The sequence below is a fragment of the uncultured Pontibacter sp. genome, assembly GCF_947502515.1.
GTDB lineage: Bacteria > Bacteroidota > Bacteroidia > Cytophagales > Hymenobacteraceae > Pontibacter.
This window is the reverse complement of sequence record NZ_CANNAI010000012.1, coordinates 19,781-42,291: the sequence shown is the minus strand read 5'-3', so window position 1 is coordinate 42,291 and position 22,511 is coordinate 19,781. Positions and strand designations below refer to the sequence as shown.

Annotated in this window: 18 protein-coding genes; 6 read left to right on the top strand and 12 right to left on the bottom strand. The window is 48.1% G+C overall.

Annotated elements, in window-relative coordinates; translation table 11 throughout:
• The 7 genes from Q1A54_RS20035 to Q1A54_RS20005 are packed head-to-tail and all read right to left on the bottom strand — an operon-like array spanning window position 1 to window position 9,253.
• Window positions 1-1,059: a cytochrome c oxidase subunit II gene (locus Q1A54_RS20035; RefSeq protein WP_196114576.1), complete on the bottom strand. Its 1,059-nt coding sequence runs from the start codon at window positions 1,057-1,059 to the stop codon at window positions 1-3.
• 24 nt (window positions 1,060-1,083) lie between these two features.
• Window positions 1,084-2,355, bottom strand: a complete 1,272-nt coding sequence (locus Q1A54_RS20030; RefSeq protein ID WP_007652676.1) for a hypothetical protein — start codon at window positions 2,353-2,355, stop codon at window positions 1,084-1,086.
• A gap of 26 nt (window positions 2,356-2,381) precedes the next feature.
• On the bottom strand, window positions 2,382-3,014 hold the full coding sequence (locus Q1A54_RS20025; RefSeq protein ID WP_196114575.1) for a cytochrome c: 633 nt from the start codon (window positions 3,012-3,014) through the stop codon (window positions 2,382-2,384).
• Complete coding sequence (locus Q1A54_RS20020) at window positions 3,014-3,538, bottom strand: DUF3341 domain-containing protein (protein ID WP_076420272.1); 525 nt, start codon at window positions 3,536-3,538, stop codon at window positions 3,014-3,016. Before Q1A54_RS20020 ends, Q1A54_RS20025 begins: the two co-directional genes overlap by 1 nt.
• Window positions 3,539-3,540: 2 nt before the next feature.
• The gene (nrfD, locus tag Q1A54_RS20015; RefSeq protein WP_196114574.1) at window positions 3,541-4,959 is read right to left on the bottom strand and encodes an NrfD/PsrC family molybdoenzyme membrane anchor subunit; all 1,419 of its coding nucleotides are present in this window, start codon (window positions 4,957-4,959) and stop codon (window positions 3,541-3,543) included.
• 20 nt (window positions 4,960-4,979) lie between these two features.
• Window positions 4,980-7,982, bottom strand: a complete 3,003-nt coding sequence (locus Q1A54_RS20010; RefSeq protein WP_299991759.1) for a TAT-variant-translocated molybdopterin oxidoreductase — start codon at window positions 7,980-7,982, stop codon at window positions 4,980-4,982.
• Between the two features lie 38 nt (window positions 7,983-8,020).
• Entirely contained in the window at window positions 8,021-9,253 is a 1,233-nt protein-coding gene (locus Q1A54_RS20005; protein ID WP_299991757.1) for a c-type cytochrome, read from the bottom strand.
• Between the two features lie 610 nt (window positions 9,254-9,863).
• On the opposite strand from Q1A54_RS20005, the gene rpsF reads away from it, so the two are divergent.
• From rpsF to rplI, 3 genes are read left to right on the top strand one after another with little or no spacing between them, the layout of a single operon-like run.
• Window positions 9,864-10,232: a 30S ribosomal protein S6 gene (gene rpsF / locus Q1A54_RS20000; RefSeq protein WP_007652664.1), complete on the top strand. Its 369-nt coding sequence runs from the start codon at window positions 9,864-9,866 to the stop codon at window positions 10,230-10,232.
• Complete coding sequence (gene rpsR / locus Q1A54_RS19995) at window positions 10,232-10,483, top strand: 30S ribosomal protein S18 (RefSeq protein ID WP_007652662.1); 252 nt, start codon at window positions 10,232-10,234, stop codon at window positions 10,481-10,483. The genes rpsF and rpsR overlap by 1 nt, the downstream gene beginning before the upstream one ends.
• 12 nt (window positions 10,484-10,495) lie before the next feature.
• Window positions 10,496-10,939, top strand: a complete 444-nt coding sequence (gene rplI, locus Q1A54_RS19990; protein WP_299991754.1) for a 50S ribosomal protein L9 — start codon at window positions 10,496-10,498, stop codon at window positions 10,937-10,939.
• A 32-nt stretch (window positions 10,940-10,971) separates the two neighbouring features.
• Here the strand turns inward: rplI and Q1A54_RS19985 are convergent, their stop codons facing one another.
• Window positions 10,972-11,151, bottom strand: coding sequence for a hypothetical protein (locus Q1A54_RS19985; RefSeq protein WP_299991752.1), 180 nt, complete (start codon window positions 11,149-11,151; stop codon window positions 10,972-10,974).
• On the opposite strand from Q1A54_RS19985, the gene Q1A54_RS19980 reads away from it, so the two are divergent.
• From Q1A54_RS19980 to priA, 3 genes are all read left to right on the top strand, one after another.
• Window positions 11,150-12,064 (top strand): GSCFA domain-containing protein, encoded by a 915-nt coding sequence (locus Q1A54_RS19980; protein ID WP_299991750.1) that lies wholly within the window; start codon window positions 11,150-11,152, stop codon window positions 12,062-12,064. The two genes, Q1A54_RS19985 and Q1A54_RS19980, sit on opposite strands and share 2 nt — an antisense overlap.
• Window positions 12,065-12,190: 126 nt before the next feature.
• The gene (locus Q1A54_RS19975; RefSeq protein WP_299991748.1) at window positions 12,191-14,254 is read left to right on the top strand and encodes a thioredoxin domain-containing protein; all 2,064 of its coding nucleotides are present in this window, start codon (window positions 12,191-12,193) and stop codon (window positions 14,252-14,254) included.
• 148 nt (window positions 14,255-14,402) lie between these two features.
• Entirely contained in the window at window positions 14,403-16,934 is a 2,532-nt protein-coding gene (priA, locus tag Q1A54_RS19970) for a primosomal protein N' (RefSeq protein WP_299991738.1), read from the top strand.
• A 502-nt stretch (window positions 16,935-17,436) separates the two neighbouring features.
• Here priA and Q1A54_RS19965 read toward each other — a convergent pair.
• From Q1A54_RS19965 to Q1A54_RS19950, 4 genes are all read right to left on the bottom strand, one after another.
• Window positions 17,437-17,619, bottom strand: a complete 183-nt coding sequence (locus tag Q1A54_RS19965) for a hypothetical protein (RefSeq protein WP_299991736.1) — start codon at window positions 17,617-17,619, stop codon at window positions 17,437-17,439.
• Between the two features lie 34 nt (window positions 17,620-17,653).
• On the bottom strand, window positions 17,654-19,093 hold the full coding sequence (locus Q1A54_RS19960; protein WP_299991733.1) for a DASS family sodium-coupled anion symporter: 1,440 nt from the start codon (window positions 19,091-19,093) through the stop codon (window positions 17,654-17,656).
• 101 nt (window positions 19,094-19,194) lie between these two features.
• Window positions 19,195-19,719, bottom strand: a complete 525-nt coding sequence (locus tag Q1A54_RS19955; RefSeq protein ID WP_299991730.1) for a DinB family protein — start codon at window positions 19,717-19,719, stop codon at window positions 19,195-19,197.
• A 169-nt stretch (window positions 19,720-19,888) separates the two neighbouring features.
• Entirely contained in the window at window positions 19,889-22,447 is a 2,559-nt protein-coding gene (locus Q1A54_RS19950) for a M14 family metallopeptidase (protein WP_299991727.1), read from the bottom strand.
• Window positions 22,448-22,511: the final 64 nt, after the last annotated feature.

Genomic DNA, 22,511 nt, shown 5'->3' with positions numbered 1-22,511 from the left:
CTACAACTCTGTTTTTACTTCTTCTGCACTCTTCTCAAGCACCACCTGATCTTTTGAATCATGCGTGAACTTTGTTAGAAGCTGTGGATTTTGCTCGATAAATGGTGTTTGTGAAGCTAACCACTCCTCGTACTCCTCAGGTTCATCAACCACCAGGATAAAGCGCATTGCAAAGTGACCACGTCCGCAGATCTCAGTACAAGCCACTTCATAGTTGAATTCAGAGTTTCCGGTTTCAGATCGCATCTCAGCCGTTGTTTTAGTAGGTACAAACCAGAATTTGGTTGGCATACCTGGCACAGCATCCATCTTCACGCGGAAATGTGGTAAGAAAACACTGTGGATTACATCACGAGAGCGGATTTTCAAAAGCACTGGTTTACCTTTTGGCACGTGGATCTCACGTGGCATAAAGTCATCCATTGCATTTGGATCACTGAAATTCACACCCATTTCATTTGTAGCATCGATGAAGTTAACACTAGCTTCACCCAATTTACCATCTGCACCTGGGTAGCGAACCAACCAGCTAAACTGCTTACCCATCACTTCCACTACAACTGCGTCGGCTGGTGCTGCACTTGTGATATTTGCCCATGTTTTCCATCCGGCAAATACTAACAGAGCCATCACAACAGCAGGAATCATAGTCCAAATAATCTCTATCTTGTTGTTGTGTGGGTAGTAATAAGCACGCTTATCATCCTTATGCTGATATTTATATGAATACCAGAAAAGTAGAATCTGCGTGATTACGAATACTATACCGATCACGATCATGGTAGTCCAGAACAGACTATCAGTCCAGGCGCCATGCACAGAGGCAAGCGGCTGGTTCATGTTTTCCCATGAATCGGCAAAGGACCAGGCGAATGCAGCACCTCCTCCTATAAGGAAGAGGAGCAGCAAAAGGCTGTTTACTTTGTTACTTGTTTTGGTGGTTCCGACAGCACGCTGTGTCGATCCTCTAAAGATGGAGGCTAGCGTCCCGATCCTGAATAAAAGGAACAGGATAACTAATAACAGGACTATGGATAAACCTATGGCGAACGTAATCATTATATAACGCTTTTAGTGTGATCTCTAAACATGATGGTGAACACTCTCTTCCAGGAATGGGTGATTTACCGGCACCAGCGAAGCTTTGGCCAAACCTTTTGTAAAGGTAAGTAAGAACACGCCCAGGAAAATAAGAGTAGTTCCGATCTCAATAAATCCAATAGTTGCATCAGTACGCATTGTACCTGGCATCATCATCAGATAGAAGTCTAACCAGTGACCAATCAGAATTGCAATCGTAACGATTTTCAGCATGATCATCTGACGCTTCGCATCTCTTGTCATCAAAACAAGGAACGGGAATGCAAAGTTTACAATAAGATTAGTAAAGAAAATCCACTTGAAGTGTCCGCCATTACCACCTAGTCGCTCAATGAAGTAGATTGATTCCTCAGGAATGTTTGCATACCAGATCAGCATGAACTGTGAGAACCAGATGTACGTCCAGAAGATAGAGAACGCAAATACAAACTTGCCTAAATCGTGCAGGTGGTTTGCATTAACCATTTTCAGGTAACCATTCTGCTTCAGGATTATCACTGTCAATGTGATTGCTGCCAAACCAGATACCCACCAGCTTGCAAACACATACCAGCCAAACATAGTCGAGAACCAGTGTGTGTCAATTGAAAGTACCCAGTCCCATGCTGATGTAGAAGAAGTAACGCCGAATACTACCAGGAACATCGCAGAAATACGAATGCTTTTGTGATAGTAGGAAGTACCACCATTCAGGTCTTCATTCAGAGAGTTTCTTCTCAACCAGTTGAAGAAGAGAATCCAAAGAACGAAGTAAGCAATCATTCTGATCAGGAAGAACCAGAAATTCAAATAAGGGGCTTTACCAGCGATGATTGGGTCATATCGCTCGTCGTTCAGATCGTAAAGATAGTCATGCGTCCAGTGGAAAATATCGTGACCACCTAGCAGGAAAACGATCAGCATAACAGCACCACCTATTGGCAGATAGTAGCCTAATGCTTCAGGTATACGCTTAATCAGTACAGACCATCCGGCATAAGCCACATACTGTACCGCAATGAAAAATACACCTACAAGTGCTATACCTGTGAAGTATACGTTATTTAACCAGAGGTTTACATAGAGCCTTTTGAGCCAAGAGGCTGCTTCATGACCAGCTGCTGCTGCCTCCCCATGCCCTTCAGCATGATGCGCATCGCCTCCGCCCATGGCAGCAATGATGATTCCAGCTATAAGTAGTACAACACCTATAGCTATCATTAAGAAAAACTTGTTATTCGTTTTTCTGGAAATGATGAGTCTTTCTTCTGTCATTATCCTTGTGATATTATGCCTTAGACTTAGTTATTAGGTGTAGTACCTGATTCTTCTGTAGTTTCTGCTTCATCAGCCGCAGGTGCCGGTGCTTCACCACCCTGTAACTGCTGCACATACATTACAATTTTCCAACGTTCAGTAGGGTTAACCTGTGAACCGTGCGGCATCATACGACCACGTCCATTTGTAATAACATGGTAAATATGACCTGCCGGAAGTTCTGCAACACGTCCTGCTGAGTAGGATGGTACACCTTTGAATTTCTGTCCAACCAAACCTTGGCCATCACCCTGGTCTCCATGGCATGAAGCACAAAAGCGAGTGTACAATACCTGGCCTTCTGCTAAGTGCTGGTCATTGTATTCGAGTGGATTTTTCAGCTCTACACCTGCTACTTCAGCTTCGTCTTTCGACAGGTACATGTTATAACCCATTTTGCCACGGGCTACTGTACCTTGAGCTGGCTCACGCATGTTCATACCGCCCGGGTTGTAAAGGTTTTCTTTTACCTGAGAGTATGGATCAAGCGGTATAGAGTGATACATGTCTGGAGCAAACTCAAGACCTGGATCTTTTTCATTGCTACAGGCTACCAGCATTGCGCCTGAGAATAGTACGGCAGAGGCTTTAATACCTAAATTTAATAGACCTTTCATTATTTGATTACCTCCTTCTCGTTAACTTCAATTGCGCCGTTAGAACGAAGTAGATCGTTCAATGCATTCATATCAGTCACACCTTCTGTAACCTCAATCGCCATTACAAACTTGTCGTCTGTAGAGCGTTTGTCAAAAACATTCACCTTAAAGGAAGGCTTCAGTTTTGTGACAATGAAGAAGGTGATCACCATACCGAATGCAGCGCAAAGAACGGTAAGTTCAAAAGTTACAGGAATAAATGCTGGTAACGCGATGTGCGGTTTACCACCAATGATCATTGGCCAGTCGAAACCCAGCATCCAGATCTGCATCCAGAGGGCAAAGGAAGTTCCGAACAAACCGCAGAAGAATGCTACGATTGGAAGTCTTGAACGCTTGATACCTAATACATCATCGATACCATGGATAGGGTACGGCGAAAAAACTTCGTAAATTTTAGTACCGGCAGCCCGGACGTTCTCGATGGCCTGCAGCAGGACATCCTCATCATCGTAGATACCTAGAACGAATTTTTTAGTCATTGCTATGGATGTGTATTAGTGTGCGAATCCTTATCAGTACCGTGCATTGTGCCATGTGGGTGGTGTTTCACCTCTGAAGATGACTTCAGGATGGCTTTTACCTCCGCCATGTTCACAACAGGGAAAAACTTGGCAAACAATAGGAAGAGAGTAAAGAACAAACCGATTGTTCCTACATAGATACCAATGTCGATGATGGTTGGAGAGAACATTGCCCATGAAGAAGGCAGGAAGTCTCTGTGCAGTGATGTCACGATAATTACGAAACGCTCGAACCACATACCGATGTTCACGAAGATTGTGATGATGAAAGTAGCGGTTAGGCTTCTTCTGATGCTTCTGAACCAGAATAGCTGCGGTGTAATTACGTTACAAGTCATCATAGCCCAGTAAGCCCACCAGTAAGGACCGGTTGCACGGTTGATGAATGCGTACTGCTCGTATTCCACACCTGAGTACCAGGCAATGAAGAACTCAGTGATATAGGCAACACCTACAATTGAGCCCGTCAGGATGATTACCTTGTTCATTGACTCAACGTGCTCCAACGTGATGTAATCTTCCAGTTTGAATACTTTACGTGTGATGATCATCAGCGTAAGTACCATCGCGAAACCAGAGAAGATCGCACCTGCCACGAAGTATGGAGGGAAGATAGTTGTGTGCCAGCCTGGGATTACTGAGGTTGCAAAGTCCATCGATACGATCGTGTGTACAGAAAGTACCAGTGGAGTAGCAAGGCCTGCAAGAATCAGGGATACAGTCTCATAACGAGACCAGGCTTTGGCGGAACCAGTCCAGCCAAATGAAAGGAATGCATAAGCTCTGCGGGAGATTGGTCCGGTTGCTCTGTCACGGATGGTAGCAAAGTCAGGAATCAGACCGATATACCAGAATACAAGCGATACAGAGAAGTAAGTGGAGATCGCAAATACGTCCCAAAGGAGCGGTGAGTTAAAGTTAACCCAAAGTGAACCAAATGTGTTTGGCAATGGAAGTACCCAGTAAGCCAGCCAAGGACGGCCCATGTGCAGAACCGGGAACATCGCGGCACAGATTACAGCGAAGATCGTCATCGCTTCCGCTGCGCGGTTAATCGAAGTTCTCCATTTCTGACGGAACAGGAGAAGGATAGCTGAGATCAGCGTACCGGCGTGACCGATACCTACCCACCATACGAAGTTGGTGATATCCCATGCCCAACCTACAGTTTTGTTAAGTCCCCACTCCCCGATACCGTACCAAAGTGTACGGTAAGTGGAGTAGATGAAAATAGCCAGACCTACAAGAGCTACAGCAAGGGCTGCGGCCCAACGTGCGTTGGGCTTGGCCTCCACCTGTCTGCAGACATCTTCGGTGATATCGTGGTATGTTTTACCCCCCGTTACCAGAGGCTCTCTTATCGGAGATACGTGCTGCATAGCGCTATCTAATTTATAAATTAAGCTAAGTTTCTAATTTTTGTCAGGTAAGTCACGTTCGGCTGTACGTTCAGTTCTTCCAGTACGTGGAAGGCACGCTCGCCTTTCTCACGGGCTAGCAACTCAGATACGCGGCTCTTAGGATCCAGCATGTCACCGAAGACAATGGCATCTGTAGGGCAAGACTGGGCACAAGCCGTCACGATCTCACCGTCCACTGGTCTTCTGTTCTCACGCTTGGCTTCCAGTTTGCCTAGCTGAACACGCTGTACGCAGAATGAGCATTTCTCCATAACACCACGCGAACGAACTGTTACGTCTGGATTCAACACCATCTTACCAAGGTCGTTGTTCATGTTGAAGTCGAACTTATCGTTGTTAGCGTAAGCAAACCAGTTGAAACGACGAACTTTGTAAGGGCAGTTGTTTGCGCAGTAACGTGTACCTACGCAGCGGTTGTAAGCCATCTGGTTAATACCTTCAGAGCTGTGCATCGTAGCAGCTACCGGACACACAGTCTCACAAGGAGCGTGGTTACAGTGCTGGCAAAGCATTGGCTGGAAGATCACACTTGGATTCTCCGCCGGATCCTCCATCGTCTTATAATCCTTCTCTTCGTGCTCTACTGCGCTGTAGTAGCGGTCGATACGCATCCAGTGCATTTCGCGACGGTTTAGTACCTCCTGCTTACCTACTACCGGAATATTGTTTTCTGCCTGGCAGCTCACTGTACAGGCTCCACAGCCAATACAAGAGTTCAGGTCGATCACCATACCCCAGTGGTGGTTTTTGTACTCGTAATCCTCCCAAAGAGAGATAGCAGCTGGCTTTGCCGGACCTTCGTGCGTAGCAATGCGAATATATTCCGTTACCTCTTTCGGATTTTTCTGATAGTTCGCCAGTGTATTTTCCTGTACTACCAGACGATCCATGATTGTATGGTGCGTCTGCATCTGAGCGATCTCTACAGTAGAGCCTGTCTTCTCCAGCTGTACAGCACCTGCAAATAGGATAGCGTTATCAGCTACCGTAGCGATAGGGAAAGCATTAGCACCACGCCCTTTAGCTGTTGGCATAGAGTCTAGCTCACGGCCGTAGCCCATCGCTATACCTACTGTACCTTGCGCCTGTCCTGGCTGAATCAGCGCTGGAAGCTCAAGTGTTTTACCATTCGCATATGTTACCTTCAGCACGTTACCTTGTACTACACCCATTTCCTCTGCCATGCGGCGAGGCATTGTAATGTAGTTATCCCAGGTAGCTTTGGTGATCGGGTCAGCCATTTCCTGCAGCCAAGGGTTATTAGCCTCAGCACCTGTACCTATTGCAACTTTTTCGTAAACAACAGCTTCAATTCTGCCACCTGCAACTGCTCTTGGAGCTCTGCCAGCTGCATCAGCGGCTGTCATCGTGCTTGCATTAGCTGTGTTAAGAGCCAGCATGCTTGTGCCGTTCTCCATTACGCCATCATGCACAGCTTTCTCCCACTGCTCGTCTGAGCTAGCAGCACCTTTTCTCCAGTTGTTGCGGATGTAATCGTAATAAGATGTGTTGTTTCCGCTCCAGGCCAGTAAGCTGTCCTGTACCTGGCGTGTCATAAAGATTGGGCTGATTACTGGCTGTGAAAGGCTCAGGAAGCCTCTTTTCGGCTCGTAGTCGTTCCAGGACTCCAGGTAATGGCTGTCTGGTGCTACGTAGTCTGCAAGCGCAGCAGTCTCTTCCACTCTTTCTGCGAAGGAAACTTTCAGTCCAACTTTAGCCAGACCAGTTTTTACTTGCTCAGCAAGTGGGTGATCGTATACTGGGTTTGCATTGTAGAAGAACACTGCTCCTACACTGCCATTGTTCATTTCTTCAATCAGACGCAGCATCTGCGCATCGTTACCCTGCTTCAGGAAGTATGGAGAAGCTGTATCGATGGTAGTACCCTCTGCACCAATTGTTCTGTTGATAGCTGTAACCAGCGTCTGAACAGCCTGATCATTTGATCCTGATACTACCAGAGCACGTCCATTATTTGCACGCAGGTCTCTGATCGCATTCTCAAGTGCTTTCTTATCAACGTTAGCCGGGGCATTTACACCTTGGCCAGACAATCCGTTATAGATCGCAGTTACGATCGCCAGTTCTTCAGAAGGCTTGATCGGAACACGCACGTCAGCATTGGCACCAGTCAACGACATAATTGTCTCGAACTGGTAGTGACGTGACATATTTGGCTTGTCAGCAGAAACTTTTCTGTTTTGAATGTATTGCTTAGCGAAAGGAGTCGGAGCAATCCAGGTTCCTAGGAAGTCAGCGCTGATGCTTACAATAATGTTAGCTCGGCTGAAGTCGTATCCCGGAACTGTGCCACCGTTTGCGCCAATCAGAGCAGAAGCGGAGTTAGCATCATACACTACATGCTCAAAATTACCCAGTCTTGAACCAAACTCATTGATAAGCTGCTTGGTTGAAGGACTGATCACTGTAGAGGAAACGAAAGCTACTTTGCCATTCACATTTGAAAGTGCGGCACGTATTTCGCTGTCTACCTGCTCCCATTTAGCCTCTTTGCCTTTGATAAGCGGGGTACGTAGTCTGTTGTTGTCGTAAAGGCTAAGTACAGATCCCTGAGCTTTAGGGCTAGTACCCATTGGGGTTAGTGTTGAGCTTGGGTTTGGCTCTACTTTAATTGGACGGCCTTCACGTGTCTTAACCAACACGCTATTATAGTCACCGCTGTTATAATAAGTAGTAGCATACCAGTTTGCCACTCCTGGCTCAACATCAACTGGCTTGTTCAGGTATGGAATTGCCTTTCTTACAGGAGCTTCACATGAAGCCAGTGTAGCGGCAGCCAGACCAAAACCTAGCAGTTTTAGGAAGTCCCTTCGTGGAGCAGTCATACCAGTTGACTCACTCTCGCCTTTGGCTTCGTTTATCGGCAGGAATTCTGGAAACTCGTTATGAGCGTTTTTCGCGAATTCAGGAGTATTTTCAAGCTCCTCTATTCCTTTCCAGTATTTTATTCTGTCTTGCATATTATATCTAGAAAACTCGAATCCTTAATTTTTAATAATTAGTAGTGGCACTTAGAACACTCTGCACCACCGTTTGATGACACAGTGAAAGCACTCTTCGTTGTTGACTCGTGCAATTTCACCAGGTTGTCATAATATGCATTTCCTTCAGTGTTAAGAGGAGTTTCACGGTGACAGTCAATACACCAGCCCATTGTCAGCGGCGAGTATTGATACACTACTTCCATCTCCTGAATAGGACCGTGGCAGGTCTGGCACTCAACGCCACCCACTTGAGTGTGCTGGGCGTGGTTGAAGTAAGCCAGGTCAGGCAAGTTGTGAATACGCACCCATTCGATAGGCTTATTACGCTCAATAGCTCTGTATATCTTCTGAATTTCAGGTGATTCTGTCTTGATCTGGCTATGGCAGTTCATACAGATATTAGCAGAAGGGATACTGGCACTCTTGCTTTCATAAACAGTAGTGTGGCAGTAGTTACAGTCGATTTGATGCTCGCCTGCATGCAGCTTGTGCGAGAAGGCGATCGGCTGTGTCGGGGCGTAGCCCTGCTGTATACCGACACCCATTGCTTTTTCAAGCGCCAGGTCCAGCAGCACGATCACAAAGATCAGCACTACCAGCGTACGTACGGCTTTAGACTTATATATCTTAGAGAAGTCGAAACGCTGGTTTACAATTTCAGCATCGTACTCATCAAGTTGCTTGTTCTTGTTCAGATAGTTCTTTAATACTGATGTGATCAAAAGAAGGGTCACAACCAGCACGATCAACACAACGATCAGTACTACCAATACAATGTCCAGGTAACCACCGATTGCACCAACTGCGTCAGTACCAACGTTTTCGCCTGGAGCAGCCTCTGTACCTCCTGCAGGACCAGTGGTCTCAGCTGCGGCAGTTTCAGAAGCCTTGATATAGGCCAGCATCGATACAATTTCCTCATCAGAGAAATTGAAGGAAGGCATCGCCTGCTTATTGAACTGGTTGTAAACCGCGATTGCGTCTTTATCACCAGAGGCGATCAAAGCTTGCGAGTTCTTGATCCAGCTGATCAACCAAGGCTGCGTTCTGCGCTCATTGACGCCTTTCAAACCAGGACCAACTACTACATCGCTTCCCACAGAGTGACAAACAACGCAGTTGTTCTTATACAGGGACTCGCCTGCACTTACAATACCTGCATCATCTACAGGCAGACTTGCGCCTTGTGCATAACCTGTAGTCGACACTCCAAAAGAGGCCGCCAAGGCAAACAAGAAGGCAATCAAGAATTTGGTTTTTGCTCTTTGTATACAGCTAATCATAGCCAGGACGCTTGTGTTTAGTATAATGGTGAATTTACTTTACGGGCACAAATCTACTACCTGAAACCCATTAATCAAATATTATATGCTTATTTTTACCCCTATACACAATAACCCATTCAGTACAATCATCCGTAGAGCATTTTCTGCATTATTTTATCAGAATCACCTTTTTTATTTAAAATTATTCTAAATAACACAAGTTTTCCCTACGCCATTTTGTACCAAATTATCCTATTCTCTCTTGCTTAATCCGCATTCTATTCAGCATCCACCTTTGAACTCATAAACCACTGATTTTGTTGTCGTTACCATTTATTTAATTTTCATCTCATTTTCCCTCACCCAACTCGCCCGTTTTCTCAGTTTCAGGTACACCTTATTATATATAGGTTAATCATTATTGTTAAGTCCTATTGGCGTCTCATGTTATTACAATACCCTCGCCCGAGCTGATTGCAATGCCTGGTGATGAAAGTGCTTTTGATCATACATTTATTTTGGTGCAAGTTTTTGTATTACAGAATCATTGCTGTATATTTGCACCCTAAAACAAAAAAATTCTCATAACCAAATGGAATTAAAAAATTACGAAACGGTCTTCATCTTGACGCCTCTGTTGAACGAGACGCAGATGCAGGAAACGGTCGAGAAGTTCAGACAGGTGCTTAAGGAAAATAGCGCCGAAATTATCCACGAAGAGAACTGGGGTCTACGTAAGCTTGCTTACCCAATCCAGAAGAAATCTACTGGTTTCTACCACCTCATCGAGTTTAAGGCTCCATCTACTGTAATTGATGTGCTTGAGCTGGCTTATCGCCGCGACGAAAAAGTTGTTCGCTTCTTAACTACTGCACTTGATAAGCACGCAATTGCTTACAACGAGCGCAGAAGAAAAGGCGAGTTTAAATCACAGGCTAAAAAAGAGGAGGTTAAAGCATAATGAGCCTAGTTAACGAAAGAGTACACAAACAAGAAAACCGTCAGAAATACTGCCGCTTCAAGAAGAGCGGTATCAAGTATATTGACTACAAAGACGGTAACTTCCTGCTTAAGTTCGTGAACGAGCAGGGCAAGATTCTTCCAAGAAGACTGACAGGCACTAGCCTGAAATTCCAGCGTAAAGTGTCTCAGGCTGTTGCCCGTGCACGCCACCTGGCTATTTTACCTTATGTAACTGATTCTTTAAAATAAGGAGGGACGAACATGGAAGTAATACTTAAAGATGACGTTAAGCACCTTGGTTACAAAAACGATATCGTTACTGTAAAGCCAGGTTATGGCCGTAACTACCTGATCCCTCAGGGTCTTGCAGTTTTGGCTGACAAAACGAACAAAAAAGTTCTGGAAGAAAACATGCGTCAGGCTGCTCACAAAGTTGAGAAGATCAAAAACGACGCACAAGAACTTGCTAACAGCATTGGAGATATCACACTGGAAATCCCTACTAAAGTAGGTGAAACTGGTAAGATCTTCGGTTCGGTTACGACTAACCAGATTGCTGAAGCTCTGAAAGCTAAAGGTCACGATGTTGATCGTAAGCGCATTTCTTTCAATCAGGAAGTGAAAACTGCTGGTGAGTACACCGCATCGCTGAACCTGCACAAAGAAGTGAAGCACCAGATCCGCTTCAATGTAGTAGCTGAGTAGTCTTAGCAATCACATAAAAAAAGCGCCCTGCCCTAAAAGCAGGGCGCTTTTTTTATTACACCTTTCCGGTTAATTTGCGCTATACCTATACCTATACCTATACCTATACCTATACCTATACCTATACCTATACCTATACCTATACTTATGTTCCGGACTGAAGTACATGTACCCGCCAGCGGCCTTGACCTTTCCTTACAGGATGGTATCATGACTATTGGTTCCTGCTTTGCTGAGGTAATAGGCAGGCGGCTGCATGACAGCAAGGCGCAGGTAGTGGTTAATCCGTTTGGGACTATCTTCAATCCGCTTTCAGTTAGCAAGCTGCTCCGTGGCGCTATAAGCCAGCAACGGGACTTTGATCAGAACCTGGTGCAGCACAATGGAATCTGGTATGCTTATGATCTGCACTCCTCTCTCTCCTCCCCTAACCGGGATGAACTGCTAGTTACCATCACAAATCTTCTGGACACTACCCGCACAGCACTGCAGCAGGCTAAGCTACTGATTGTCACGTTAGGTACAGCTGTAGGTTATCGTCTGCTAAGTTCAGGTGAAGTGGTTGCAAATTGTCATAAAATACCGGCCCGCAACTTTAACCGTGAGCTTCTTCCGCTCCATACTCTGCGGCAGGACATGGAAAGCACGCTTGAGCAGCTGCAGCAGTTCAACCCTAAGCTTCAGGTACTACTGACGGTGAGTCCAGTGCGACATATCAAGGAAACGATCGAGATCAACAGCGTGAGTAAGTCCATATTGCGGGTACTATGCCACCAGATGACGACGAATCAACAGGCACGGTATTTTCCTGCCTACGAGATCATGGTTGACGACCTGCGCGATTACCGTTTCTATGGGCGCGACATGGTGCACCCGACAGAGGTAGCGGAAGACTACATCTGGGACAAGTTCGTGCAGGCATACCTAAGTCAGGAATTCAGAGATTTTCTGCAGGAATGGGAGAAGATCAGGCGAGCCCTATCCCATCGTCCTTTTCATCCCGCCTCCGACGCACACCAGAAGTTCCTAAAAAACACGATTGATCAGTTACAGGACCTTAGCCGCAGGTATAGCATTGATACCGCCGCAGAAGAGCGGAGCATTACACAGCAGCTGATAGTATAATAATACTGGAGTTGTCAAGCTCCCCTACTCCTTTCTTTCTTCATTCGAGATCCGGATGCCCCAAGCATACTTTTGCTGGTCTTGCCCGTAGGTATAGAGTGCTAACAGCCTGCAAAAGAAATGACGATGGCCAAAGACAGAAACCCGAACAGACTGATCAATGAGAGTAGCCCTTACCTACTACAGCATGCCTATAACCCGGTGGATTGGTATCCATGGGGTGAAGAAGCACTCCTGAAAGCAAAGCAGGAAGACAAACCCTTACTCGTAAGCATCGGCTATGCCGCCTGTCACTGGTGTCATGTGATGGAGCATCAGTCTTTTGAGGACCCGAAAATTGCGGAGGTGATGAACAAGCACTTCGTATGCATTAAAGTGGATCGGGAAGAGCGGCCTGATGTGGACGCGGTGCACATGGATGCCCTGCAAGCGATGGGACAGCGTGGTGGATGGCCTCTCAATGTATTCCTGAACCCGGACGCAAAGCCTTTTTATGGCGGTACTTATTTCACACCACAGCAGTGGGTAAACTTATTACTCAACATCGCCGATGCCTACAAGAAAAACCGACAGGAGCTTGACCATACGGCAGAGCAATTTGTACAGCACCTCAATACCAGTGAATTAGCCCGGTTCGGCCTGCAGCAAAGTAAATCGAAAGTAAGTGAGGAGGAATTTGAAGAGCTGTACCGCAATCTGGCAAAGCAGTTCGATAAAAAACACGGGGGGCTAGGCAATGCGCCGAAGTTTCCAATGCCGGCTAATTACCTGTTTCTACTCCGCTACTACTATCATACCCAAAACGAGGCAGCACTGAAGCACCTGAATCTCACATTGCATGAAATGGCCTATGGCGGCATTTACGACCAGATCGGTGGTGGATTTGCGCGCTACTCCGTTGATGAAAAATGGCTGGTGCCACATTTCGAGAAAATGCTTTATGACAACGGGCAGCTGATCACGCTTTATTCAGAAGCTTATCAGCTTACCAAGGAACCGCTCTACAAAGATGTTGTGTATGAAACGATTGCCTTTGCAGAACGTGAACTGATGAGCGAAGAGGGTGGGTTTTATTCATCGCTTGATGCTGACAGTGAGGGAGTGGAAGGCAAGTTCTATGTATTTACGCGCAAAGAGCTGCAGGCCCTGTTTAAAGAAGAGGAGCCTATTCTGGCGAAATACTACCATGTAACTACAACCGGCAATTTTGAGCATGGGCAGAACATCCTGCACCGCCGCATCAGTGATGAGCACTTTGCCAAAGAAAACGAACTGGAACTGGAGGTGCTGGAGGAGATGGTAAAGACCTGGAAAGAGAAGCTGATGGAAGTTCGCTCCCAGCGCATCCGTCCAGGCTTGGATGACAAGATCCTCTGCTCCTGGAACGCCATCATGCTCAAAGGCCTGGCTGATGCTTACTATACCTTCGGCAACAAGCACTTTCTGCACCTGGCTGTCCGTAATGCTGATTTTATGCTGCAGCACCTGAAACAGGGCGGGAAGCTATACCGGAACTATAAGAAAGGCACAGCTTCTATTGACGCTTTCCTGGAAGATTATGCGCTACTGATCGGGGCGCTGATCCGGGTATATGAGATTACCTTTGACGAGAAATACCTGCAGGAGGCAAAACAGCTAACGGACTATACCTTAACCAACTTCTTTGACGAACAGGAGCAGCTGTTTTTCTTCACAGACCTAAACGCCGAAAAGCTGGTAGCCCGCAAAAAAGAGTTACTGGACAATGTGATTCCATCCTCCAACTCCGTCATGGCCACGAACCTATACCTGCTGGGGCTTTACTTTGATGAGGAGCGCTACCAGCAACTCTCCGACACGATGCTGTCGCAGGTAAAAGAGTTGGTTGTAAAAGAACCGAGTCACATGGGCAATTGGGCCAGCTTGTACTTCCACAAACTGCAGCCTACTGCAGAGGTAGCCATCGTGGGACATCTGGCACCGGAGATGCGATCAGAACTCAGCTCGTTTTACATCCCAAACATGCTGCTGGCAGGTACCGAAAGCCAAAGCGAACTCCCCTTGCTGAAGGATCGTAGCGCCATCAATGGAAAAACGACAGTGTATGTCTGCTATAACAAGACTTGCCTGTTGCCAGTGCATACGGCGGCAGAGGCGCTGGAGCAGTTGCAGAAAGGCAATGGCGAGTCTACTACGTTTCCGTCGCTGTAGGTATAGCGAAACCTTGCTGTAAAATCAGGAATGTGCCCTCATGGCTTGTACTGTGGTCATGAGACAGGTATAGCTATACCTTCCTGAAAGCCTTCGGGATTTACATGCTTTTTTGCGACATTTGCATGTACAACCTATACCTGCGCCCTTGTCTGAGTTACTCAATTTCAATTACCCGCCAGAGCCGGCCGTGGACCGCGTCACCCTCTTTGCCGACGTGATTCTGCCCTTGCCGTTGCCGAAGCTTTATACCTACCGCATCCCCTTCGAAATGAACGACGAGGTGCTGGTGGGCGTACGGGTTATTGTGCAGTTCGGGGCTAAACGGATACTCAGCTGCATTGTGGCCGATATCCATGAAAATGCCCCTGCCGACTATCAGGCCAAGTATATTCTGGATGTGCTGGATGACAAGCCGATCGTTACAGCTCCACAGCTCAAGTTGTTCCGTTGGATAGCGGACTACTATATGTGCACCATCGGCGAGGTGATCAATGCGGCGCTCCCCTCGGCGCTCAAGCTTAGCAGTGAATCGCGCATACAGCTGCACCCGCACTTCAATCCCGAAGAAGACGATATCCCTTTAGCATCGCAGGAGGTCAAAATCATCTATGCCTTGCAGCAAAATCCGGCGCTTACCTTCACGGAAATAGGCAACCTGCTACAGGTGAAGAGCTACCATAAGTACATCAAATCGCTGATCCAGAAAGAAGCGATCATTATATTTGAGCAGGTTAGCGACCGTTTTTCTCCTAAAGTGGTGAAGAAGATCCGTCTGACCGAGCATTTTGTGCAGGAGGAAGGTATGCTGGAGGAGCTCTTTAACCAACTCGCCGCCAAACCCAAGCAGCTCGACATCCTGCTCAACTACCTGCAGAAAGTGCCGGTGCACCAGAACATCCACCTCAATGCGGCAGGTATAGAGAAAAGCGCGCTGGCAAACAACCCGCACCTTTCCAAGTCGTCTATCGATTCGCTAATCAAAAAAGGCGTGCTCGAGCAGTTTGACCAGATCATTTCCCGCTTTCCTGTGGATAATACGGTGCCGTTACAGCCCATGAAGCTGTCAGAGCACCAGGAGCAGGCCAAGGACGAGATACTGGGTCTTTTTAAAGAGAAAGACACGGTGCTGCTGCATGGCGTAACGGGCAGTGGTAAAACCGAGGTATACATCGACCTGATCAAGCATGCGCTGGAGGCAGGCGGACAGGTGCTATACCTGCTCCCCGAAATTGCGCTGACTGCTCAGATTGTGACGCGCCTGATGAAGGTATTTGGCGATAAGCTGGGCATTTACCACTCCAAATTCTCTGACAACGAGCGGGCTGAGGTATGGCAGGGTGTGCTGTCCGGCCGTTTCCAGATGGTGGTAGGTGTGCGATCGGCTGTGTTCCTGCCTTTCCACAACCTGTCGCTGATCATTGTCGATGAGGAGCACGAGCCTAGCTACAAGCAGTACGACCCTGCTCCCCGCTATAATGCCCGCGAAACGGCTTTGATGATGGCACACCTGCAGGGGGCTAAAACCCTGCTCGGCTCCGCCACACCATCCATTGAAACTTACTACAACTGCAAAACAGGTCGTTGGGGACTGGTTAACATGCACAAACGCTTTGGTGAGGCCCAGTTACCAGATATTGAGTTGATCAATGTGCGGGAAGAGCAGCATCGCAAGAACATGCACAACCACTTCTCAGGCAAATTGGTCACCGCCATTGAGGAACGGCTGGCGCGACAAGAGCAGGTGATTCTGTTTCAAAACCGTCGTGGCTATGCCCCTTTTATCAGCTGCGACGAGTGCTCCTGGATTCCAAAGTGCCGAAACTGTGCTGTGAGCCTCTCCTACCACAAATATAACAACGAGCTGCGCTGCCATTACTGCGGTTATCACGAGCGCATGCCGCACGACTGCCCGGCCTGTGGCGCTACCACGCTCAAAAGCATGGGCTTTGGTACCGAGAAGGTGGAAGATGACCTGAAGCTGATGCTGCCCAATGCAGAGGTACAGCGCATGGACCTGGACACGACAAAGAAAAAGAACAGCTATCAGCAGATCATCGCCGACTTTGAGAGCGGCAAAACGAATGTGCTGATCGGTACCCAGATGGTTACGAAGGGCCTGGACTTTGAGAATGTGAGTCTGGTAGGTATACTCAACGCTGACAGCATCATCCATTTCCCTGATTTCAGGGCACATGAGCGGGCTTATCAGCTGTTTGTGCAGGTGAGTGGCCGTGCCGGTCGTAAGGGCAAGCCGGGCACAGTACTGATCCAAACCCGCGACCCGCTCCAGCCGATCTTCCGCAAGGTGCATAGTAACGACTATACTTCCCTGTACGAACACGAAATAGAGGAGCGCATGCGCTTTGGCTACCCTCCTTTCACCCGCATGATCCGCATTACAGTGAAGCACGCCGACGAGAAAGTCTCCGAAAATGCTGCCATTGTGCTAGCGAAGGATTTGACGGATCAAATGGGAACGCAGCTGGTGCTGGGACCTGAAGTACCATACATATTCAAAATCCGAAATCTTTTCCTGAACGAGATACATGTAAAGCTGCCGCGGGAGAATGTAAACCTCAGAGCTGCCAAACAAGCGATTGCCAAGGTAATTCAGCAACTGTATCTCCTACCTGATTTTAAGGGAGTAAGGGTGGTCGCGGATGTGGATCCAGCTTAGTGTTCTCTTAATTCAATATTGGTGACTGCTATACCTACTAGGGCCGTTAAGTTCTAGCAAATTCTCCCCTTGAGGACAAGTGAGACGCGAGTCGAAACTTGCGAGCGAAGCTCTCAGAGGAGTGTGGAGGCTGTGCATGCATGGTGAACAAGTCCGCTGATTGCCATTCAGCGCCGCGTTCACACCCCTATCATCCCCTGAGGGGATAATTCCCGACAGAACTTAACAGCTCTGCTGCTATACCTGCGGAATAGCAGTTACTAAATCTACTCTGGGACAGGTATAGCAACAGAAAAGTATGGATTAGAACTTTCCGGAATTACTAAATCCTGATGAAACGAACGGTTCAAAAAAATATTTTACTTTTTTGAAAGCGCCTGTAACCCTGCCAAAATCAGGGGCGTATAATGAGTACCTTTGGCTAAAAGTTGAAAGCCTGAAAGTTGGGAATGTCTACCAAGATATTTTTTAACTTTCAGGTTTTTCTCTTTTTATCCCCCTCCTATTCCTGCGACTTGTTCTTGTTCAGCAACACGACATACATGATTCCGAAGCCCAGAAAAGCGATCAGGAAAAAGATGTCCATCCATTCGTACTCTCCCTGTATGATCTGCCAGCCTTTTACACCTGCAAACACAAAGCAGGCGATGGCAAGTAAAATTCTGAATATTCGTTGATTAGGCATAAGCTTCTTATTGGATGAATAGCAAGGTATAAAATCAGAGAGATAAATAGAAAACAACCCAGGCTGTAATGATGACCGTGCCTACCAGATTGAGAATTAGACCTGTTCTCACCATCGTGCTGATAGGTACTTGTTTACTTCCGTACACGATGGCATTGGGCGGAGTTGCCACAGGCAGCATAAAAGCCATGCTGCAGGCTACGACCACACCCAGTACCGGGTATAGCTCGGGCAGTTGCAGTTGGTTGAGTATACCAATAATGATCGGTACAAAAGTGATGGCGATCGCCGTGTTGGAGCTTACTTCGGTCAGCATCAGCACACCACCTACCAGTACAAACACCAGTATGATCAGCTGCTCCGGATTGATGAAAGAGGTTATACCTGCTCCGATCACATCGGCAAGTCCTGAAGTCACTACTAGCTGCCCCAACGCCATACCTCCCCCAAACAGCAGGATCGTGTCCCAGTCTATCTTCACCAGGTCACCTGCTGTCAGCGTCCCCTCTCCCCCATTCTCCTGACCGGGTGGGATCAGGAAAAGCAGCAACGCAGCCAGTACTGCCACTGTGCTCTCCGCAAAATAGGTGCTCATGAAGGTATAGGCCGCTTCCATACCCAGCAGGTTAAACACGCCCGGACTCAACCACAATACCACCGCCAGTGTAAACACACCCATCGTAATCTGCTCTCCTTTCGAAATGGGAGGTTGGGTATGCGTGTGTTCTTCTACATAAGCTCTTATACCATCGGCACTAAACCTGAACTTCTTAAGAAACCAGCGTACGTACACCAGCATAAAGGCATACATGCTCAACGAAATAGGCAGTGCCATTATCATCCACTGCAGAAAGTCAATGCTGATGCCTTCTTTGGCCAGGTAGTTCACCCCAATCAGGTTGGGAGGCGAACCGATGATTGTACTGGCTCCTCCAATAGAGGCGCTATAAGCTATACCTAACAGAAAGAAAGGCGCAGGGCTTTTACGTGACTCAGGCTCCTGAATGAGTTGTAGCACCCCAATCATGAGCGGCAGTAGCATAGCTACCGTCACAGAGTTGCTCACCCACATCGACAGTACATACGACACCAGCGAGAAACCCAGAAACATACTGAACAAGCTTTTCTGAAAAACCTTCCGGGACAGGATAAAGAGTGCAATCCGTTTATCGAGGCCGTGACGGGTCATGGAGCGGGCCAGCAGGAAGCTTCCGATAAAAAGCAAAATGATGGGGTGACCGAGATTCTGGAAGGCAGTGCTGATGTCGGCTATACCTGTCAATATCGCCATGATCACGCCCAGGAAGGCAGTCATCGAGAGCGGAATCACCTCGGTCATCCAGAAAGCCAGGCAGAAAACCATGATGGTCGCCACTTTCCGGGCCTGAGGCTCCAGTCCGCCGGTCAGCCACCACATGATAACAGCCAGCAGAGGCGCCAGCAGCAAACCTACGTTTCTTCTGCTTAAAGTCATGGGTATAAATATAGCGATAAACCTACAGAAGCAGCAGATCTACACGATAGGATTGGGCAAAAAGAATGAAGCTATACCTGCTTGCACTTCAAGAGTTTGGGCTAGACCAGGTAACGCTGCTTGATAATGTTGAGGTGATGAATCTCGTGCCCCAGAATAGCAAAGCCTAGTGCTCTCACAGAAACACTCCGACCACTGGCTATACCTGTATTGTTCAGCATTTCGTCATCAAAGCCTTTGAACAGCTCAATGGTGGCCTGGCGTACGGCGGCATACTCAGCCAAAATGGACGTTATCTGTCTTGTATCTGCCTTACTATTTTCTGCATAGGCATTTTCGTCAAATCCGGGCAGCTCCGTCTTATCATTGCGGGCGAAGCAGAGGGCACGGTATGCAAAGATGCGTTCGGTATCAGCCATGTGCACCAGCATCTCCTTGATCGACCACTTTCCGGGCTGGTAGCGGTGATTTAACTGCTGCTCTTTAAGCGAAAGCATGAAGTTGACAATATACTCTTCGCTGGCAGCCAGAGCAGACAGCAGGTCATCGGTATTGGCATTGCCAATGTAGCTGTTGAAAAACTCGTCGTATTCAGCTGGATTAGGCGCACTGATCATCTTATCCATAGTTTTGGGTTTTGGTAGTAGGATTATAGGTATACGTGAAGGTACAAATTATACGCGTATCCTAATATGCGTTACAAATAAAAAGCAGCGGCCTGACTTCAGTAAGCCAGGCCGCTGCTTTTGTAAAAATATGACTCCTTTATTACTAATTGGTGAGTCAATGTAATGATTACTGCCCCACCAGGAACACGGCATTGCCGAAGAGCAACTTACCGTTGTGCCAGAAACCGCGGAACAGCGGGTTGTCAGCCAGGTATACCACCTGCCCTCTGCCCATCGGCTGCGTACCCAGGATCAGGGCGTCTTTCAGGCGCTCTTTCGCTTTGGCACCTACAAAACCGGTAGCATAATTATCCTTTTTGAGCACACCGACGTTCCAGCCTTCTTTCATGAAACTGAAGGTGTCGGAGGTACGCACCAAGGCATAGTATGTGTCACCGTAGCCGAAAGCCAACGGATGGGTTTTGTCGAGATTCACGCGGAACACACTGCCCTGCACTTCTTCTGAAATAGCGTCACGCTCACGGTCGCCGTAGGCACGCAGCAGACGGTAAGGATCTTCTTTCGTTTCCTTGGCTTTCTCTTTATCAGCCGCTTCGCCACCGCTCTTCTTCTGGAGGTTAAAGTCCTTCTTTCCGGCCAGGAAGCCAGCAGCACTCTCCAGGGCAATCAGTTTGCCGCCGCCGCGCACCCAGTTCTTCACCTGCTCCAACGCTTGCTCATTCAGCACACGGCCGTAAGAGCCTGCAGGCAGAATCAGTACATCGAACTCGTGCAACGGCACGTTACCGAAATAACTGGTGCCAAGCACCGTCACCGGATAGCCGATCTGCTGCTCGAAGTAATGCCAGATCTCGCCAAAAGCATAAGGCGATACACCCTCACCTGACATGATAGCCACTTTCGGCGTTTTGAGGAAGCGCACACTGCCTGACCCGAAGTCGGCACCACTGCTTACAAAGCCCGTCGTGGAGGCTTGTAGGGCTATGCCATGTTTCTCAGCGGTTGCCCGCACCACCGCATCCAGTTTGTCGCCCATCCCTTCATTTCCGGTGCGGGTGATAATCAGTGTACCTGCATCATACTGGCGGTTATCCATCTCGAACGGCTTCTCTGACATGCGTACTTTTACTTTCTGGGCCATCAGCTCGGTCAAAAATTTCACGTCCTGCAGACTGTTCCATCGGGTCAGGTAAGCAAATGGGCGCTCTACTTTTATAGCAGTAGCTGCTTTCGCAGGTTTCTGGTTACTTGGCTCAAGACGGCTCTTTAAAGCATAAGCTTGCAAACCAAAGGCATAAGGCATGGCCCAGGAAGTAATATCATAGGTAAGGGAGTCTTCCAGATTTGAGTTCGGCTCGAATAATACCTTTACCAGCGTAGACTTCGGCTGGTACATGCTCACCACCAAGTCATTCTGATTTACCCGTACGCTTTCTTCTTTGCCAGTGGCGTAGTTAAAAGCTTTGGCTGAACTGCTCTTGTCGGCGTAGCCATACCGGATTTGCTGCTGGTCAAGGTAGTCAGTCAGGGCTTTCAGGTTGCCTGTACTGCGGTCGTCGGCCCGGAACACAAACGTCTTGTAATCACCACCCGGCTTCTTCAGGTTGTTGTCGTAGTACTTGCGGAACTCTTGCGTGAGTTGGTCGGCCTTTTCGGCTGTGGCCTGCAAGGTAGCCAAACTGGCGATGTGGTGGTGCGCGATACGGTCAGTCAAGGTGAGCGTGTCGCCGTCCTGTTTCTTGTAAGCCAGGCCAGCACGACCGGAGCCGCCCTGTTCGTAGGTCATCCCGATTGCCCCATTAAAGGTAGGCCAGGTATCGCCGTAGCTTGGGTAGAAGAGGTCGAAATTTTCGCGGGTAAAGTATAGCCAGTTGTTCTGATCGAAGTACTGGCGGTTGTAGTCGCCTATGGTGTACTGAAAATCGCGTTGCCAGGTGGTGATGCTCTCATGCAGCGGCTTGGCGGCTGGCGAGAAGTAGTAAGGCTGCTCCGGCCCCATCTCGTGGAAGTCGGCGTGCACCTGCGGCAGCCACTGGATATACTGCGCCATACGCTGCTTCGACTCAACCTGTGTCTGCCAGGCCCAGTCGCGGTTCAGGTCGAAATAGTAGTGATTGGGTCTGCCGCCCGGCCAAGGCTCGTAATGCTCCCATGCATATGGCGATGCATTGCCTCCCCGGTTCTGCACTTGCTTGTACCACTGCACGTAGCGCTCACGCCCGTCTGGGTTTACGCAAGGGTCCAGGATCACCACGGTGTTCTCCAACCACTTCTTGGTCTGCTGATTGTTTGGGTCTACCAGGTCGTAGAGCACCTGCAGTACTGCTTCGCTACTCACCGACTCATTGCCGTGGATGTTGTAGCTCATCCAAAGTATAGCGGGCTGTTTGCCCTGCACCTGTCCGTTGGCTATACCTGCCTGACGCAGGTTGTTCTCCCGAATTTGCTCGAGGCGCGGCAGGTTCTCGTCGCTGGCTACATAAGCCAGCAGCAAAGGCCTGCCCTCGTAGGTTTTGCCGTACTCCTGCACCCGAATGCGGTTCGGGGCCTGCTGTGCCAGGTAATTTACATAGTCTGTGATGCGGGCATGTGTTGTAAATTCTTCGCCCAAGGTATAGCCCAGGAATTGTGCTGGTGTCTGAAGGGCCTGCTGCTGTGCCAGGGCCGTTTGCAAACTCAGCAATACGAGGGCAAAAGCGAACAATCGCTTCATTGTGTTTTGCATGATCAATTGCTTAAAAAAAGGTATGTTGATGGTATTGGGAATAAAGGTACAATCTGCGCAAAAA

Excerpts from the sequence above, each read along its gene's own strand:
- rplI (WP_299991754.1), top strand. The coding sequence starts at position 10,496 with ATGGAAGTAATACTTAAAGATGACGTTAAGCACCTTGGTTACAAAAAC.
- nrfD (WP_196114574.1), bottom strand. The coding sequence starts at position 4,959 with ATGCAGCACGTATCTCCGATAAGAGAGCCTCTGGTAACGGGGGGTAAA.
- rpsR (WP_007652662.1), top strand. The coding sequence starts at position 10,232 with ATGAGCCTAGTTAACGAAAGAGTACACAAACAAGAAAACCGTCAGAAA.
- Q1A54_RS19985 (WP_299991752.1), bottom strand. The coding sequence starts at position 11,151 with ATGATACCATCCTGTAAGGAAAGGTCAAGGCCGCTGGCGGGTACATGT.
- Q1A54_RS20030 (WP_007652676.1), bottom strand. The coding sequence starts at position 2,355 with ATGACAGAAGAAAGACTCATCATTTCCAGAAAAACGAATAACAAGTTT.
- Q1A54_RS19975 (WP_299991748.1), top strand. The coding sequence starts at position 12,191 with ATGGCCAAAGACAGAAACCCGAACAGACTGATCAATGAGAGTAGCCCT.
- Q1A54_RS19955 (WP_299991730.1), bottom strand. The coding sequence starts at position 19,719 with ATGGATAAGATGATCAGTGCGCCTAATCCAGCTGAATACGACGAGTTT.
- Q1A54_RS19960 (WP_299991733.1), bottom strand. The coding sequence starts at position 19,093 with ATGACTTTAAGCAGAAGAAACGTAGGTTTGCTGCTGGCGCCTCTGCTG.
- Q1A54_RS20025 (WP_196114575.1), bottom strand. The coding sequence starts at position 3,014 with ATGAAAGGTCTATTAAATTTAGGTATTAAAGCCTCTGCCGTACTATTC.
- Q1A54_RS19950 (WP_299991727.1), bottom strand. The coding sequence starts at position 22,447 with ATGCAAAACACAATGAAGCGATTGTTCGCTTTTGCCCTCGTATTGCTG.
- Q1A54_RS20010 (WP_299991759.1), bottom strand. The coding sequence starts at position 7,982 with ATGCAAGACAGAATAAAATACTGGAAAGGAATAGAGGAGCTTGAAAAT.
- Q1A54_RS20020 (WP_076420272.1), bottom strand. The coding sequence starts at position 3,538 with ATGACTAAAAAATTCGTTCTAGGTATCTACGATGATGAGGATGTCCTG.
- rpsF (WP_007652664.1), top strand. The coding sequence starts at position 9,864 with ATGGAATTAAAAAATTACGAAACGGTCTTCATCTTGACGCCTCTGTTG.
- Q1A54_RS19980 (WP_299991750.1), top strand. The coding sequence starts at position 11,150 with ATGACTATTGGTTCCTGCTTTGCTGAGGTAATAGGCAGGCGGCTGCAT.
- Q1A54_RS20035 (WP_196114576.1), bottom strand. The coding sequence starts at position 1,059 with ATGATTACGTTCGCCATAGGTTTATCCATAGTCCTGTTATTAGTTATC.
- Q1A54_RS19965 (WP_299991736.1), bottom strand. The coding sequence starts at position 17,619 with ATGCCTAATCAACGAATATTCAGAATTTTACTTGCCATCGCCTGCTTT.